This window comes from Cellulosimicrobium sp. G4 BAM 1002 (assembly GCF_057126935.1).
Map to the genome: position 1 here is coordinate 435,836 of NZ_CP182109.1, position 15,022 is coordinate 450,857.

Below are 15,022 nucleotides of genomic sequence, written 5' to 3' on the forward strand. Positions count from 1 at the left end.
CCCCGGGGTTCTCGGCGGGTCAGGGGCGGCGGAGCTGGGCGAGGCCGCGCCGCGCGTGGCTCTTCACCGTGCCGAGGGGCAGGCCCGTCTCGGCCGCGACCTGGACGTGGGTCCGGTCGTGCCCGTACACGAGGCGCACCACGCGGCGGCGCTCCGGTGCCAGACGGCGGAGCTCGTCCTCGAGGTCGACACGTGCGGCGACGTCGTCGGCCGGGTCGGGGACCGCCGTCGGGAGGCGGCGGCGCGAGGCGGCCTCGCGTCGTCGGGCCTCGCGCTCGCGTGCCGCGAGCACGTCCGCGGTGACGTGGCGGGTGATGCCGAGCAGCCAGACCGGCAGGTCGCCGCGACGGGGGTCGAACCGGTCGCGCGCCCGCCACGCGGCGAGGAACACGAGCTGGGTCGCGTCCTCGACGTCGAGCCGGTCACCCAGGCGCCGGGACACCACCGCGCGGACGAGCGGCGCCCAGCGGTCGTAGACGGCCCGGAGGTCGAAGGTGTCGGGCGCGCGCTCGCCCGCCTCCGCACCCGGGGCGTCCGAGCCCTGCGCGGTGCGGGGGACATGTCCCACGGCCTCGGCCATCGCGTCACCGGTCCCCGTCCTCCTCCAGTGTCCGACGCCGGGGCGCGGACCGCGAGGGCGCGGCGCCCGGGGCGTGTGCCGGGAGGGCGAGGAGGCCGCGGTGACGCGACCTGGTCGAGGGCGGTCAGGGACTCATCAGCGGTGGACCGGGCGGCGCTGGCGGACGTGCCGGTCGTGGACGGCCTTGCCGAGCTCGAAGATCGAGCCGACGATGATCCCGGCGATGATGAGCCCGCCGAAGATCAGGAACCACTCCGACATGCCGTTGCTGAGCCCTTGAACCCCGATGTTCCCGCCCGAGCCGGCGAGGATCGACGCGACCATGGCGACCTCCTCCCGAGGGACCGCGTGGTCCTCTCACCCAGGGATTCGGCCGCGGGCGCCCGGACGGATGCACCCACCGGGCCGTGCAGGGTCAGGCGACGGTCGAGGGCGTCGGCGCGATCGCTGCGTGCCAGCGCCGCACGAGGCGACGGTCGGCCGCCCCGCGCGCGGCGTCCCAGGCGCACCGCTGGGTCGACTCTCGGTGCTCGAGCAGGGCGGCCCGGTCGTTCTCGAGCGCCCACAGCAGGGCGGCTCGTACCTCGCAGCGGGCGGGGGCGGAGGGCAGTGTGTCGTGCATGGTCCGTCTCGTCGTCGGCGGGCTTCCGGCGGCCTGGTGACCGCTTCCACCCGACAAGACGGCACAAGTCGCCATCTGTGACGCGGGTTGTGTGACTTTCTTCCGGAGAGGGTGTGACGACGGCCCCGGACCGGTCAGGCGACGGCGGTGACGATCGCCTCCGCGAGCTCGCGCGGGCGGGAGAACATGGGCCAGTGCCCGGTCGGGACGTCGACGTACGTGAGGTCGGCGATGTCCCCCAGCTCGGTGTGCAGCGGCGGCCCGGGGTGCGCGAGCTCGGCGAGCACCGCGGAGGGGATCGACGAGCAGACCACCGTCGCGGGGATGCGCAGCCGGTCGGCGTTCGAGACGCGCACCCGACCGCGGGCGACCGCGGCCGGCGTCGGTGCGGCGCGCTCGCGGAACCGTGCGAGTGCCGCGTCGTCGAGCCCGTCGAGGCTGGAGCCCTCGGCACCGAGCTCCTCCCACGACGGGAGCGGGAGCTCCACGGCGTCGGCCGGGAGGTCGGGGGCGAGCGCAGCGCCGTCGACCAGAGGGCCCGTGTCGACGTAGACGAGGCGCTCGATCCGGGCGGGGTTCCGGTCGGCGGCCTGCTGCACCACCGGTCCGCCGCCGCTGTGACCGACGAGGACGACCTGCCCGTCGAGCCCGTCGACGAGCCGCACGACGGCGTCGACGTGGTCGTCGCGCGTGACGCCGGCGCGGTCCTCCGCCGTCGAGCCGGGCTCCAGCCCGGGGAGGGTCACCGCGTGGGGGACGAGGCCGGCGGCCTCGAGGTGGGGGACGACGTCGTCCCAGGCCCAGCCGCCCAGCCAGAAGCCGGGGACGAGGACGACGTGGGTGGGGCGCGAGGGCCGCTCGGTGCTCTGGTTCGTGGTCATGCCACCACCCTCCCAGGGTGTTGGTGACACCGGTCTGTCACCATTGTCGGGTGAACAGGACCGAGCGGCTCTACGCGGTCGCGGAGGAGCTGCGCCGCGCCGGTCGTACGGGCACGACGGGGCCGCGGCTCGCCGCCGCGCTCGAGGTGAGCGAGCGGACGATCAAGCGCGACGTCGCCGCGCTCCAGCAGGCCGGGCTGACGATCTGGGCGCAGGCGGGCCCGGGCGGCGGGTACGTCCTCGACCCGAGCGCGTCGCTCCCGCCGGTCAACTTCACGCCCGGGCAGGCGGTCGCCGTCGCGGTCGCCCTGGCGACGCTCCCGCCGGGCAGCCCGTTCGCCGTCGACGCGCTCGCGGCGCGGGGCAAGGTCTGGGACGCGCTCGGCGCCGGGGACCGCACGCGCGCCGAGGCGCTCGCCGCGCGGGTCTGGGTCCGCCACGACCCGCCCGAGGCGCCGCCCGACGGCGCGACCTCCGCACGAGACGACGGCGCCGGGGGACGCCCCGCGCGAGGGGGAGGCGACGCCGGGGCTGCCGGCGGGGACGTCGTCGGGCGGGCGCGCACCCACCTGGGGGTGCTGCGCGCCGTCGAGCAGTCCCTCACGGGCTCGCGCGTGCTCGCGATCCGGTACCGCGACGGGCGCGGCGAGCGGTCGGCGCGCCGGGTCGAGCCGGTCCTGCTCGCCCACACCGACGGCCGGTGGTACCTCGTGGCCTGGTGCCGTACGCGCGAGGCGATCCGCTGGTTCCGGCTCTCGCGCGTCGAGCGCGCCGACCTCACCGCCGAGACGTACGCGCCGCGGCCGGTCGAGGACGTCGGTGACCCGCCGCCCGGTGCCGCGGCCGTGTACGGGCCGGGCGCTGTGCCCGTGGTCTGAGGTCAGCCGCCCGACGCCGGTCGCGCGAGGTCGAGGACCGCCTGCGCGAACGCCGCGGGCGCCTCGGCCGGGAGGTCGTGGCCGGCGTGGGGGACCTGGCGGTGCTCGCGCGGCCCGCCGAAGTGTCGCGCCGAGGCCGTGCCGTCCGTCGCGGGGAAGTTGCCGTCCGCGAGCCCGTCGAGCGTGATCGTCGGGACGTCGATCCGCGGGAGGGCCGCCAGCCGGCGTTCGACGTCCTCGTACACCGGGTCGCCCGGCGCGAGCCCGAGCCGGTGGCGGTAGGAGTGGATCACGACGTCGACGTAGTCGGGGTTCTCGAACGCCGCGGCGGTCCGTGCGAGCTCGTCGTCCGTGAAGGCGCGCTCGGGCGAGTTCCGGCTCCAGATCACCCGGGCGATCTCGGCCCGGTTCTCCGTGAGTCCGCGCCGGCCTCGTTCCGTCGAGAAGTACCAGAAGTACCAGAACCCGGCCTCGAGGTCCGGCCGGATCGGTGCCTGCGACGCCGCGACGTCCTGCACGAGGTAGCCGTTGACGGACACGAGACCACGGACCCGGTCCGGCCAGAGCGCAGCGACGACGCACGCCGCGCGCCCTCCCCAGTCGTAGCCCGCGAGCACCGCGGGGCCGAGGTCGAGCGCGTCGAGGAGCGCCAGCAGGTCGGAGCCCAGCGCGCCCTGCTGCCCCGAGCGGACGGCGCCCGGGTCGCGGAACGTCGTCGGCCCGTGGCCGCGCAGGTACGGGACGACGACCCGCAGCCCCTCGGCGGCGAGCAGCGGGACCACGTCGACGTAGCTGTGCACGTCGTACGGGAACCCGTGGAGCAGGACCACGGGCGGGCCGTCCGGGTCGCCGGCCTCGACGTAGGCGACGGTCAGCGGGCCGGCGTCCACGGTCGAGACCGGGCCGAAGGGGGTGGTGGAGGTGCTCATGGCGGTCAGCCCGTCCACGTCAGGCGGCGACGGGCCGGGTCGCGGCGACGGCGTCGAGCACGGTCCGGGCGACGCGGTCGGGCTGGGACATCGCGATCGCATGGGACGCGCCCGCGATCTCGTGCGTGGCCCGCGCCCCGGCGCGCTCCGCCATCCAGCGGTGCGCGGCCGCGGGGATCGTGCGGTCCTCCGAGCCGAACACGAACCACGACGGCACGGCCTTCCACGCCGGCGTGCCCGCGAGCAGCGTCTGCTGGACCGCGACGTCGGTGATCGGGCGCTGCGTGCGGGCGGCGACGTACGCGGCGTCCTCGGGGACGTCGGCGGCGAACTGCGCGGGGAAGGCGTCCGGGCGGATCCAGAGGTCGTCGACGTCGTCGACGAGGGACGTGCTCATGAGCGTCTCGGCGAGGGTGCTGCCCGGGAACCTGCCCGCGAGGTCGGACGCGCTCTCGCCGGTGTCGGGCGCGAACGCCGCGACGTACACGAGGCCCACGACGTCCCCCAGGCCTTCGGCGGCCGCCTCGGTCACGACCATGCCGCCGTAGGAGTGGCTCACGAGGACGAGCGGGCGCCCCGAGTCGCCGACGGCGTCGCGCACGTACTGCGCGTCCGTCACGACGCTGCGCAGGGGGTTCGCGAGGGCGAGCGTGTCGACGCCCTGCGCGCCGAGCCGGGCGATCACGCCCGACCAGCTCGCGGACTCGGCGAAAGCGCCGTGCAGGAGCACGACGAGCGGCTTCTCGGGCATGGTTTCTCTCCTCCGTCGGGACCGGAGGACGCACCGCGACGTCGAGCGTCGTGCGTCCCTGCCCGTTCGACCGAGGAGAGGACCACGACGTGACACGCCGCGAGGCCGAGACCCCTGACGCGCGCTCGTCAGTCTCCGCGCAGGACGCAGAACTCGTTGCCCTCGACGTCCGCCAGCACGACGAACGTGTCGTGCTCGGACTGCCCGACGTCGACCCGGCGGGCGCCGAGCGTCTCGAGCCGGGCGACGTCGTCGTCCTGGTCCGACGACGAGAAGTCGAGATGGACGCGGTTCTTCACCGCCTTGCCCTCCGGGACCTGCTGGAAGACGAGGCTCGGCGGGCCGAGCGTCGTCTCGCCGTCGCGCGGGAAGAGGACGGCCTCGCCGTGCGGGCCGGTCTCGCGCCCGGTCCAGCCGAGGGCGGACTGCCAGAAGTCGGCGACGACCGCAGGGTCGGCGCAGTCGAACACGGGGCCGCTGAAGGTGAGAGTCATGGCGTCACTGTGACGTACGCCACTGACACGCACGTGCCGGGTCGTCGTGCCGTGACGACCCCGGCGTGGTGTCGTGCGGGCGTGGGTGGCTGCCGTCAGACTCTCTCCGCAGGACGCGGGCGGTGGACGGCCGCCCGTCGGGCGAGGGGACGGTGCACCGATGGACCAGCAGAAGGCGCGGGAGATCAAGTCGCAGCTCGCGGACTACGCGCGCGAGCTCGCGGAGCGGTCCGGTGCGGCGCTCGAGCCGCAGGACGTCCCGGACGCGGCCGAGGTCGTGCGTGCGCCCACCCTCGCGATCGGGCTCGCCCCGCGCGACGACGGCGGGTACGCCATCGCGGTCCGGTACCGGTTGGGCGTGCCGGCGGCGCGCAGCATCGCGCGCAAGGTCGCGTCCGAGGCCGGCGACACCGTCGACGTGCGGCGCACGGGACGGATCCGGCCGCTCGCCGCGTCGGGAGCCGACGACGCGAGGTCCGGTTCGCCCGACCGCCCGGGCGTCCGGCCGCCGGTCGTCACGGCCTACGCCACCGGCGAGACGGGGCGGGTCCGCCCCCTGCGCCCCGGGGTATCGATCGCGCACGTCGACGTGACCGCCGGGACGCTCGGCGCCTTCGTCCGCGTCGCGGAGCCGCCCGTCGACGGTGCCGACGAGGGATCGGTGTACGCGCTCTCGAACTGGCACGTGCTCGCGGGCTCGCCGTCCGCCCAGGTGGGCGACGTCGTCGTGCAGCCCGGCCCGGCCGACGGCGGTGGGGCGCCCGACGACCGCGTCGGCACCCTCGCGGCGCTCGTGCCGCTCGAAGCCGGGGTCACGCAGGTCGCGGACGCGGCCCTCGCCCTCCTCGACGACCCGACCGTCGACGCGGAGTACCCCGTCGGTCGCATCACGCAGACGGCGGTCGCCGTCGGCGGCGAGGCGGTCGGCAAGTCCGGCCGCACCACGGGCGTCACGGCCGGTCGCGTCACGGCGATCGAGCTCGACGACGTCGTCGTCGGGTACGGGGGAGGCCTCGGCGCGCTGCGGTTCGACGACCAGATCGAGGTCGAGTCCACCGGCGACGGCCCGTTCTCCCGCGGCGGCGACTCGGGCTCGCTCGTCTACCGCGAGGACGGCGTCGCGCTCGCGCTGCTGTTCGCGGGCTCCGAGACCGGTGGCTCGAACGGGAGCGGGCTCACGTACTGCAACCCCATCGGCACGGTGCTGGAACGGCTCGGCGCGACCCTCCTCGGCTGACGGGGCGGAGGTGTAGCACCTCCGCCCCTGACACGCGCGGCCGTCCGGGCGCACAATGGGTGCGGGAGGTGGTTCGCCGTGGCGACCCTCGAACGAGCACGCGAGGCCAAGGCCATGCTTCGTGACGACCTGGCCGGCCTCGACGGCGTGACCGGTGTCGGGATCACGCGCGCCGACCTGACCGGTGCGCCGGAGCGTGACGGACGGCCGCAGGACGTGGCGGACGACTGGCTGGTCCGCGTCAACGTGACCTCGGACGACGTCGAGGTCCCGGAGAACGTCGACGGTGTGGACGTCGAGGTCCGCGTCGTGGGAGCGGTGACCGCGTCACCCCGCTGACCGACGTCACACGTCCACGCGCGTAGCCCCCTGTCGCGCCGCGTGACAATGGAGCGCGTGACCACCGAACGACTGCCCCGCGTCCGCGCGTCCGAGCTCGTCGGGCGCGGCTGGCTGAACACCGGGGGCAAGAACGTCACCCTCGCCGACCTGCGCGGCAAGGTCGTCGTCCTCGACTTCTGGACCTTCTGCTGCCTCAACTGCCTGCACGTCCTCGACGAGCTGCGCGAGCTCGAGGAGGCTCATCGCGACGTACTCGTGATCGTCGGCGTGCACTCGCCGAAGTTCGAGCACGAGGCCGACCCGGCGGCGCTCGCGGCGGCCGTCGAGCGGTACGAGGTGCACCACCCCGTCCTCGACGACCCCGAACTGGTCACCTGGTCCGCGTACACCGCGCGCGCCTGGCCGACGCTGGTCGTGATCGACCCCGAGGGGTACGTCGTCGCGCAGATGGCAGGAGAGGGGCACGCGTCCGCCATCGCCGCGATCGTCGAGGAGCTCGTCGCCGAGCACGAGGCGAAGGGCACGCTCCACCGCGGCGACGGGCCGTACGTCCCGCCCGCGCCGTCGTCGGGCACGCTGCGCTTCCCTGCGAAGGCGATCGAGCTGCCGGGCGGCAACCTGCTCGTCGCCGACGCCGGGCACCACTCGCTCGCCGAGCTCCTGCCCGACGGCGAGACGCTCGTCCGGCGCATCGGCTCCGGCGAGCGCGGGCTCGTCGACGGCAGTGCCGTCGTCGCACGGTTCAGCGAGCCGAACGGGCTGTGCCTCGTCCCGGTGGAGCTGCGGCCGTGGCTGGGGTACGACGTGCTCGTCGCCGACACGGTGAACCACGCGCTGCGCGGCGTGCGCCTCGCTGACGGTGCCGTGACGACGGTCGCGGGGAACGGGCAGCAGTACATGGTGGGGGCGGTCGACAACGTGTTGGCCGAGTCAGGGTCGGCGTCCGTGGCCGGGTCGGCCGGGGGCGGTGGCGGCGGCGGGTCTACCATCCGGTCGCTCGTCCCTCGCGACCTCCCGCCAGACCCACCACGACCCGCCGCCACCACCGCCCCCGACCTTCGTGAGGAGCCTCGCCCTGGTCGGTCCGACGCGTTCGCGTCCGTGCTCTCCTACTCGTTCGGCAACGACGCGCCCGTCCCGGCGACGGAGGTGTCGGCTGCGCGTCGCCAGAAGCTGTCGTCGCCGTGGGGCGTCGTGTGGTCACCGCAGCTTGCGGCGTTCGTCGTGGCGATGGCCGGCAACCACACGCTGTGGGCGTTCGACGGCGAGCAGGGGTCGATCGCGCTGCTCGCGGGGACGATGAACGAAGGGCTCGAGGACGGGCCGGGGGAGTCGGCGTGGTTCGCGCAGCCGTCCGGGCTGGCCGTCGCGGACGACGGTGCCGTCTGGCTCGCGGACTCCGAGACGTCGGCGCTCAGGCGCGTGACGCCGGTGAGCGGCGTGGGGGTCGAGGTGCGGACCGCCGTCGGGCAGGGGTTGTTCGACTTCGGGCACCGGGACGGGTCGGCCGAGCAGGCGCTGATGCAGCACCCGCTCGGGGTCGCGACGCTGCCCGACGGGAGCGTCGTCGTCGCGGACACGTACGACGGCGCGCTGCGGCGCTTCGTCCCGGCGGCGGGGGCGGACGACGAAGCTGCCGGAGCGGCTGGGGACGTCGGGGACGACGTGGCCGGTGTCGGCGGCGCGACGCGGGTCGCGGGTGAGATGGCGACCCTGGCGACCGGGCTCGCGGAGCCGAGCGACGTCGTCGTGCAGGTGGTCGAGGGACCGGACGGCCAGGCGCAGGTGCACCTGCTCGTCGTAGAGTCCGCGGCGCACCGGCTCACGCGCGTCGCGCTGCCCGCGACGCTCGCGGGCGAGGTGCTCGACGGCGGCGCGCACCGCACGCAGCGGCCCGTCACCGACCTGGTGGCCGGCCCGCTGCGGCTCGAGGTCCCGTTCGTCCCGGCGCCGGGGCAGAAGCTCGACGACCGGTTCGGACCGTCGACGGAGCTGCGCGTGAGCGCGACGCCGCCCGAGCTGCTGCTGTCCGGGGACGGGACCGGCGTCGACCTCGGGCGCGACCTCCTGATCAACCCCGAGGTGCGCGAGGGCGTGCTGCACGTGACTGCGCGCGCGGCGTCGTGCGACGTCGTCCCGCTCGGCCCCGACGGCGAGCCCGACCCGGACATGTTCCCCGCGTGCCACCTGGCGCAGCAGGACTGGGGCGTGCCGGTGCGCGTCGTCGACCGCGGCGAGCCGGGCGACGTCCCTGAGCTCACGCTCCCGCTGCGCGGCTGACGGCCGTTTGCCGCCAGCGTGCCAACCCGGGGTTACGGGTCACCGGCCGGCGCCGAACCCGGGGCTACAGGGCAGACACGGCCTCGGGTGACGCACAACCCCGGGTTCGGCACCTGGCGGACGGCCGACGGCGGGGCTCAGCCCCAGGTGAGCAGCTCCTGGCCGCGTGACGCCCAGGTGCCGGTCTCGGCGAGGGGCGTGACGGCGTCGGGCGCGGCCTCGAGCGCGACGACGGGGCACACGGCCGACCGGCCGCCCGCGCGCACGGCCTTCGGGTCCCACGACACGAGCACGGTGCCGCGCTCGACGTGGTCGCCCTGCGCGACGTGCGTCGTGAAGCCGTCGCCGCCGAGCTGGACGGTGTTGATGCCGAGATGGACGAGGACGGCGCGGCCGTCGTCATGCTGCACGACGAACGCGTGCGGGTGCAGCTTGACGACCGTGCCCGTGATGGGCGCGACGGCCTCCCCGCCCTGCGCGTCGTCGGGCTCGACCGCGAGGCCGGGGCCGACGAGACCGGCGGAGAACACGGGGTCGTCGACCTCGCTGACGTCGACGACCGTGCCCGTCACCGGCACGAGCACCGTGAGCGGCGCGGCCATCAGCGCAGGTCCTCGATGTCGGAGGCGATGTTGTCGGCGTCCGGGCCGACGATGACCTGGATCGCGGCGCCGGACCGCACGACGGCGATCGCCCCGGCCGCGGTCAGGGCGGCGTCGTCGACGAGCGCGGGGTCCTCGACCTCGACGCGCAGGCGCGTGATGCACGCCTCCAGGTCGACGACGTTGTCGTCGCCGCCGAGGCCTCGGAGGATCTGCTCTGCCTTGCTCACGGGATGCTCCTCGTGGTCGGGGTCCGGCGGTGGCCGGTCAGGTGTCCCGGCCGGCGGCCGTGCCGGTCGGGTGCGCTGGCGCGCGGGTGCGGGCCGCCGTCGTGCGGCGTGACGGCCCGGTGGTCACATCAGGTCGGCGAGGTCGGACGCGATCGTGTCGACCTGCGGGCCGACGACGACCTGGACGACCCGGCCGTTGACCATGACCCCGAACGCGCCGGCGCGGCGCAGGAGCGCAGCGTCGACGAGGGCGGGGTCCTTCACGAGAGACCGCAGCCGCGTGGTGCACGGGTCGATCTCGTCGATGTTCTCCACCCCGCCGAGCCCGGCGAGGATCGTCGCGGCGCGCTCGGCGTCGGACTGTGTCATCGGTCGTTCCCTCCGTCTGCCCGCGCCGGCACTGGCACGGGGTCGAGCTGGGGCGCGCCGTCGTCCGACGACGCGGGTCGGGTGCGAGGCACGAGCGTGGGCCGTGCCTCGCGCAGCGGCACGAAGACGCTGTAGCGGTCCCCGCGGTAGCTCGAGCGCGAGTACATGAGCGGGGCGTCGCCGGCGAAGGTGCGGCGGACGGTGCGCATCACGGCGCGCGAGGCGCGCAGCTCGAGGAGCTTCTGCTCCTGGACCGTGGCGTCGGACGCGGTGATGGTGTCCTCGCCCCACGTGGGGGCGAGCCCGCGCTCCCGGAGGGCGCCGTACAGGCTCTCGGGCACGCCGTCGTCGAGCAGGTCGGGCGCGAGGTCCACGGGGATCCACGCCTCCTCGACGCTCATGGGCGACCTGTCGGCGGTCCGGAGCCGCACGACGTGGTGCATGGGGTCGCCGGTCTCGCGGCCGAGCGCCTCGGCGACGGAGGCCGGTGCCTGGGCGACGCCGGCCTCGAGGACGTCGGCCCCGGGCTCCATGCCGCGCCGTCGTGCCTCCTCGCCGAACGTCGTCAGGCGCATCTCGAAGTCCGCGCGCGGCGGGGCGACGAACGTCCCGCGGCCCTGGGCGCGCTCGAGCACGCCCTCGGTCACGAGCGCGTCGATCGCCTGGCGCACGGTCATGCGCGAGACGCCGAACTTCTCCGTGAGGCTGCGCTCGGACGGGACGGCGTCACCGACGCCGAGCTCGCTCGCCACGAGGTCGGCGAGGTAGGCGCGCACCGTGAGGTACTTGTGCTCGCTCGCCTGCGATCGTGACCTGCTCATCGTCGTGCCGCGTCCCATCCCTGTCGTCGGTCCTCGTCCGTGCCCTGACCCTGGTCCCGGTCCTGCCGGACCGTCCTGCCCCGGTGACTCGATCTCCACGTCTGCATTGTCGCCGTCCGACGGTCGTCCGACCTGCGACGACGCCGGTCGTGGACCAGGCCGTGTGTCCCGGGTCACCTCCGGGGGTTGACACATCATGAGGTCTAGACCACTCTTCCTGCAAGTGGTCCAGACAACCTGGACCGGGGATCCGGCAGGACGAGCCCAGGACCTACCCCAGTGGTCCTCGTGATGCCCGGAGACCGGCAACGACGCCCGTACGACGTCGCGCCACCGCCGCCGCTCGACGCACCCGGCCTGCGCGCCAGGCCCACCCAGAGGAGAACGACACATGACCACCGTCGCCGAACCGACGAGGACGAAGAAGGGGGTGCCCGGCTTCGCGCAGCTCCAGCGCGTCGGGCGCTCGCTCATGCTGCCCATCGCGTCGCTGCCTGCCGCCGCCCTGCTCCTGCGCCTCGGCCAGGCGGACTTCCTCGGGGCGGACGGCCTCGCCGGTACCTGGCCGTGGATGCAGTACGTCGCCGACGTCTTCGCGTCCGCCGGCAACGCGCTGTTCGCGAACCTCCCTCTGCTCTTCGCGGTCGGCGTCGCGGTCGGCTACGCGAAGAAGGCCGACGGCTCGACGGCCCTCGCCGCCGTCATCGGCTACCTCGTCTTCAAGGGTGTCAGCGACGCGCTCTCGCCCGCGGTGCTGGGCACCGCCCCGGAGGGCGAGGAGCAGGAGCTCATCAACTACGGCGTGCTCGGCGGCATCGTCATCGGCCTCACGGCCGCGCTGCTGTTCCAGAAGTACTACCGCATCAAGCTCCCGCAGTACCTCGCGTTCTTCGGCGGCCGTCGCTTCGTGCCGATCGTCACCGCCGGTGCAGCCGTGCTCATCGCGGTCGCCGGCGCGCTCATCTACCCCGCCTTCGACACGGGCTTCACGGCCGTCGGCGACTGGGTCACCGGATCGACGGTCCTCGGCGCGTTCGTCTACGGCACGGTCAACCGCCTGCTCCTGCCCGTCGGCCTGCACCACCTGCTCAACTCGCTCCCGTGGTTCCAGTTCGGCGAGTACACGGACGCCAACGGCGAGGTCTGGAACGGCGACATCGCGCGCTTCCTCCACGGCGACCCGACCGCCGGGACGTTCATGACCGGCTTCTTCCCGATCTTCATGTTCGCGCTGCCCGCGGCGGCGCTCGCGATCGTCCACACGTCGAAGGCGAAGAACCGCAAGGTCGTCGCCGGAATCATGGGATCGGCCGCGCTCGTCGCGTTCGTCACGGGCGTCACCGAGCCGCTCGAGTTCGCGTTCGTCTACGTCGCGTACCCGCTCTACGCGATCCACGCCGTCCTCACGGGCACGTCGCTCGCGCTCGTCAACGCGCTCGGCATCCGCGACGGCTTCGGCTTCTCCGCCGGGGCGATCGACTACCTCCTGAACTTCCGCATCGCCGAGATGCCGCTGCTCCTCATCCTCATCGGCCTCGGGTACGCGGTGATCTACTACTTCCTCTTCCGGTTCGTCATCACGCGCTGGAACCTCAAGACCCCCGGCCGCGAGGACGACGAGCCGGGCGCCGAGAGCACGTCGGACGAGGCGCAGGAGGTCGCGACCACGACGGCGCCCGCGCCCGACCAAGGTGACGCGGACGTCCGGAGGGACCGTGCCGCGAGCAGCGGCGCGTCGGCGAGCGCTGCATCCGGCGTGTCCGGCGGCGGTGGCGGGGGCACGGCGTGACCGTCGCCGACACGCAGCGTCCCTCGTCGGGGGCACCCTTCCCGGGGCTGACCGGAGTACCGGTCAGCCCCGGGATGGGGGCGGGGCCGGTCGTGCGGATGCCCGACCGGGTCCGCGAGCCCGACGCGACCCCGCTCGCGGCCGACAGCTCCGACGCCGACCTCGACCTCGCCGTGACGCAGGTCCTCGCGGCGGTCACGACCGTCCAGGAGGACCTGACGGCCCGGGCCGCGCGAGCCGAGGGCACCGCGGCCGAGGTGCTCGGCGTGACCGCCGCGATGGCGGCGGACCCGGCACTGGCGCGCGACGCCGTCGGGCGCGTGCGCGAGCGCCGAGCGACGCCGGCGCGCGCCGTGTGGGACGCGGCCGGCGTGGTCGTGGACCAGCTCGAGGCGCTCGGCGGCCTGATGGCCGAGCGGGCGCGCGACGTGCGCGACGTCCGCGACCGGATCGTCGCGACGCTGCTCGGCCTGCCGGCGCCCGGCGTGCCCGACCCCGGGCACCCGTTCGTCCTCGTCGCCGACGACCTCGCGCCCGCCGACACCGCCCAGCTCGACCCCGAGCGCGTGCTCGCGGTCGTCACGCGCGGGGGCGGGCCGACGTCGCACACCGCGATCCTCGCGCGTGCGCTCGGGATCCCGGCGGTCGTGGCGGTCGAGGACGCGCTGACGCTGCGTGCCGGGGAGACGGTGCTCGTCGACGGTGGGCTCGGCACGGTCGAGCGGGACCCGGCGCCGGAGGTCGTGGCCGCCGTCGTGGCCCGTGGCGCGCGCGGCGAGCGCCGCACCTTCGACGGGACGGGGCGGACGGCGGACGGTCGCCGCGTCGAGCTCCTCGCCAACGTGGCGAACGGGTCCGACGCGCGGGCCGCGGCGGATGCGGGCGCGGAGGGCGTCGGGCTGTTCCGGACCGAGGTGTGCTTCCTCGGACGGGCCGTCGAGCCGACGGTCGACGAGCAGGTCGCGGCCTACCGCGAGGTGCTCGCGGCGTTCCCCGGCCGCAAGGTCGTCGTCCGCACGCTCGACGCGGGCGCCGACAAGCCGCTCCCGTTCGTCACGCCCGACGCCGAGCCCAACCCGGCGCTCGGCGTGCGCGGGCTGCGGACCGCGCGTCGGCACCCCGAGGTGCTGGACCGGCAGCTCACCGCGATCGCGCGGGCCGCCGACGCCGAGTCTGCCGACGTGTGGGTCATGGCGCCCATGATCGCGACGCCGGACGAGGCGGAGGCGTTCGTCGCGCTGTGCGCCGACCACGGGCTCGCCCGGGCCGGCGTGATGATCGAGGTGCCCGCGGCGGCGCTCGGGGCGCGGTGGGTGCTCGCGAAGGCGTCGTTCGCGAGCATCGGCACGAACGACCTCACGCAGTACACGATGGCCGCCGACCGCGAGGTGTCCGACCTCGCGCGGCTCTCGACGGCGTGGCAGCCGACGGTCCTCGCGCTCGTCGGCGCGACGGGTTCGGGCGCCGCCCTCAACGGCCGACCGCTCGGCGTCTGCGGCGAGGCCGCGGCGGACCCGGTGCTCGCGCCGGTGCTCGTGGGGCTCGGGGTGACGTCGTTGTCCATGACGCCGCGCGCCCTCGCGGACGTCGCGGCGGTGCTGGCCGCGACGACGTCGGACCAGTGCGAGGAGCTCGCTTTCCTCGCGCTGCAGCAACCGACGCCCGACGCCGCCCGCGCGGCCGTCCGCGCCCACCTCCCGGTCCTCGACGAGCTCGGGCTGTAGCGGGTCGACGCACCGAGTGCGGCGCCCAGCCGAGGTGCCGAACCCCGGGTTACGGGTCACTTCTTGCCGAAGGTGACCTCTAGCCCGGGGTTCGGCGAGGACGGGTGACCCGCAACCCCGGGTTCGGGTCGCGGGCGGCGGTGGTCAGGCGACCTCGGCCTGCTCCAGGAAGGCAGCGAGCGCGTCGATCGAGGTGCTCGCGTCGTCGCCGTCGGCGTCGGTCGAGAGCACGACCTCGTCCCCGGCGGACACCCCGAGCGTCATGACGCCGAGGATGCTCGCCGCCTCGACGGGGTCACCGCCGGGCTTGGCGATGCGCACGGGCGCGGGCTGCGAGGCCGCGGCCTTGACGAACAGGGCGGCGGGGCGGGCGTGGAGCCCTTCGGTGATCGCGACGACGACGGCACGGTCCATGGTGGTTCCTCCGGCAGACAGGTGGTCTGGACCAGTGCATCCTAGGGGATCGCCCGAGGAAAGGGGAGGGGCCGAGGTG

At 74.9% G+C, this 15,022-nt stretch carries 18 protein-coding genes; 6 read left to right on the forward strand and 12 right to left on the reverse strand.

Annotated elements, in window-relative coordinates; all coding sequences use genetic code 11:
- Nucleotides 1-19 precede the first annotated feature (19 nt).
- The 4 genes from ACMXGY_RS01995 to ACMXGY_RS02010 all read right to left on the reverse strand — a co-directional run bounded on the left by ACMXGY_RS01995 (nt 20) and on the right by ACMXGY_RS02010 (nt 2,083).
- Nucleotides 20-580: an RNA polymerase sigma factor gene (locus ACMXGY_RS01995; protein WP_483775216.1), complete on the reverse strand. Its 561-nt coding sequence runs from the start codon at nt 578-580 to the stop codon at nt 20-22.
- 135 nt (nt 581-715) lie between these two features.
- Nucleotides 716-904 carry a hypothetical protein gene (locus ACMXGY_RS02000; protein WP_483775217.1) on the reverse strand — a complete coding sequence of 63 codons (189 nt, stop codon included), beginning with the start codon at nt 902-904 and terminating at the stop codon, nt 716-718.
- A 91-nt stretch (nt 905-995) separates the two neighbouring features.
- On the reverse strand, nt 996-1,202 hold the full coding sequence (locus tag ACMXGY_RS02005; RefSeq protein WP_483775218.1) for a hypothetical protein: 207 nt from the start codon (nt 1,200-1,202) through the stop codon (nt 996-998).
- Between the two features lie 134 nt (nt 1,203-1,336).
- On the reverse strand, nt 1,337-2,083 hold the full coding sequence (locus tag ACMXGY_RS02010) for an alpha/beta fold hydrolase (protein ID WP_483775219.1): 747 nt from the start codon (nt 2,081-2,083) through the stop codon (nt 1,337-1,339).
- 50 nt (nt 2,084-2,133) lie between these two features.
- Between ACMXGY_RS02010 and ACMXGY_RS02015 the strand changes: the two genes are divergently transcribed.
- Nucleotides 2,134-2,961 (forward strand): helix-turn-helix transcriptional regulator, encoded by an 828-nt coding sequence (locus tag ACMXGY_RS02015; RefSeq protein WP_483775220.1) that lies wholly within the window; start codon nt 2,134-2,136, stop codon nt 2,959-2,961.
- Between the two features lie 2 nt (nt 2,962-2,963).
- On the opposite strand, the gene ACMXGY_RS02020 is transcribed toward ACMXGY_RS02015, so the two are convergent.
- The 3 genes from ACMXGY_RS02020 to ACMXGY_RS02030 form a co-directional block, all read right to left on the reverse strand.
- A complete protein-coding gene (locus tag ACMXGY_RS02020) occupies nt 2,964-3,890 on the reverse strand; it encodes an alpha/beta fold hydrolase (protein WP_483775221.1) in 927 nt (308 codons plus the stop codon).
- Between the two features lie 19 nt (nt 3,891-3,909).
- Nucleotides 3,910-4,641, reverse strand: coding sequence for an alpha/beta fold hydrolase (locus ACMXGY_RS02025; protein ID WP_483775222.1), 732 nt, complete (start codon nt 4,639-4,641; stop codon nt 3,910-3,912).
- Nucleotides 4,642-4,769: 128 nt separating this feature from the next.
- The gene (locus tag ACMXGY_RS02030) at nt 4,770-5,135 is read right to left on the reverse strand and encodes a VOC family protein (protein WP_483775223.1); all 366 of its coding nucleotides are present in this window, start codon (nt 5,133-5,135) and stop codon (nt 4,770-4,772) included.
- Nucleotides 5,136-5,295: 160 nt separating this feature from the next.
- Here ACMXGY_RS02030 and ACMXGY_RS02035 point away from each other — a divergent pair, with 160 nt between their 5' ends.
- From ACMXGY_RS02035 to ACMXGY_RS02045, 3 genes are all read left to right on the forward strand, one after another.
- Nucleotides 5,296-6,372 carry a chymotrypsin family serine protease gene (locus ACMXGY_RS02035; protein ID WP_483775224.1) on the forward strand — a complete coding sequence of 359 codons (1,077 nt, stop codon included), beginning with the start codon at nt 5,296-5,298 and terminating at the stop codon, nt 6,370-6,372.
- A 78-nt stretch (nt 6,373-6,450) separates the two neighbouring features.
- Nucleotides 6,451-6,711, forward strand: coding sequence for a hypothetical protein (locus ACMXGY_RS02040; protein ID WP_483775225.1), 261 nt, complete (start codon nt 6,451-6,453; stop codon nt 6,709-6,711).
- Between the two features lie 48 nt (nt 6,712-6,759).
- On the forward strand, nt 6,760-8,994 hold the full coding sequence (locus ACMXGY_RS02045) for an NHL domain-containing thioredoxin family protein (protein ID WP_483776766.1): 2,235 nt from the start codon (nt 6,760-6,762) through the stop codon (nt 8,992-8,994).
- 137 nt (nt 8,995-9,131) lie between these two features.
- Here ACMXGY_RS02045 and ACMXGY_RS02050 read toward each other — a convergent pair whose 3' ends face one another.
- The 4 genes from ACMXGY_RS02050 to ACMXGY_RS02065 form a co-directional block, all read right to left on the reverse strand.
- Complete coding sequence (locus ACMXGY_RS02050; RefSeq protein ID WP_483775226.1) at nt 9,132-9,596, reverse strand: PTS sugar transporter subunit IIA; 465 nt, start codon at nt 9,594-9,596, stop codon at nt 9,132-9,134.
- Nucleotides 9,596-9,826: a PTS sugar transporter subunit IIB gene (locus tag ACMXGY_RS02055; protein ID WP_483775227.1), complete on the reverse strand. Its 231-nt coding sequence runs from the start codon at nt 9,824-9,826 to the stop codon at nt 9,596-9,598. The genes ACMXGY_RS02050 and ACMXGY_RS02055 overlap by 1 nt, the downstream gene beginning before the upstream one ends.
- Nucleotides 9,827-9,949: 123 nt before the next feature.
- Complete coding sequence (locus ACMXGY_RS02060; RefSeq protein WP_483775228.1) at nt 9,950-10,195, reverse strand: PTS sugar transporter subunit IIB; 246 nt, start codon at nt 10,193-10,195, stop codon at nt 9,950-9,952.
- Complete coding sequence (locus ACMXGY_RS02065; RefSeq protein ID WP_483775229.1) at nt 10,192-11,016, reverse strand: GntR family transcriptional regulator; 825 nt, start codon at nt 11,014-11,016, stop codon at nt 10,192-10,194. The genes ACMXGY_RS02060 and ACMXGY_RS02065 overlap by 4 nt, the downstream gene beginning before the upstream one ends.
- Nucleotides 11,017-11,407: 391 nt before the next feature.
- Here ACMXGY_RS02065 and ACMXGY_RS02070 point away from each other — a divergent pair, with 391 nt between their 5' ends.
- Both ACMXGY_RS02070 and ptsP read left to right on the forward strand, forming a co-directional pair.
- The gene (locus ACMXGY_RS02070; RefSeq protein ID WP_483775230.1) at nt 11,408-12,805 is read left to right on the forward strand and encodes a PTS transporter subunit EIIC; all 1,398 of its coding nucleotides are present in this window, start codon (nt 11,408-11,410) and stop codon (nt 12,803-12,805) included.
- A 47-nt stretch (nt 12,806-12,852) separates the two neighbouring features.
- Nucleotides 12,853-14,529: a phosphoenolpyruvate--protein phosphotransferase gene (gene ptsP / locus ACMXGY_RS02075; protein ID WP_483776767.1), complete on the forward strand. Its 1,677-nt coding sequence runs from the start codon at nt 12,853-12,855 to the stop codon at nt 14,527-14,529.
- 144 nt (nt 14,530-14,673) lie between these two features.
- On the opposite strand, the gene ACMXGY_RS02080 is transcribed toward ptsP, so the two are convergent.
- Nucleotides 14,674-14,943, reverse strand: coding sequence for an HPr family phosphocarrier protein (locus ACMXGY_RS02080; protein ID WP_483775231.1), 270 nt, complete (start codon nt 14,941-14,943; stop codon nt 14,674-14,676).
- Nucleotides 14,944-15,022 lie beyond the last annotated feature (79 nt).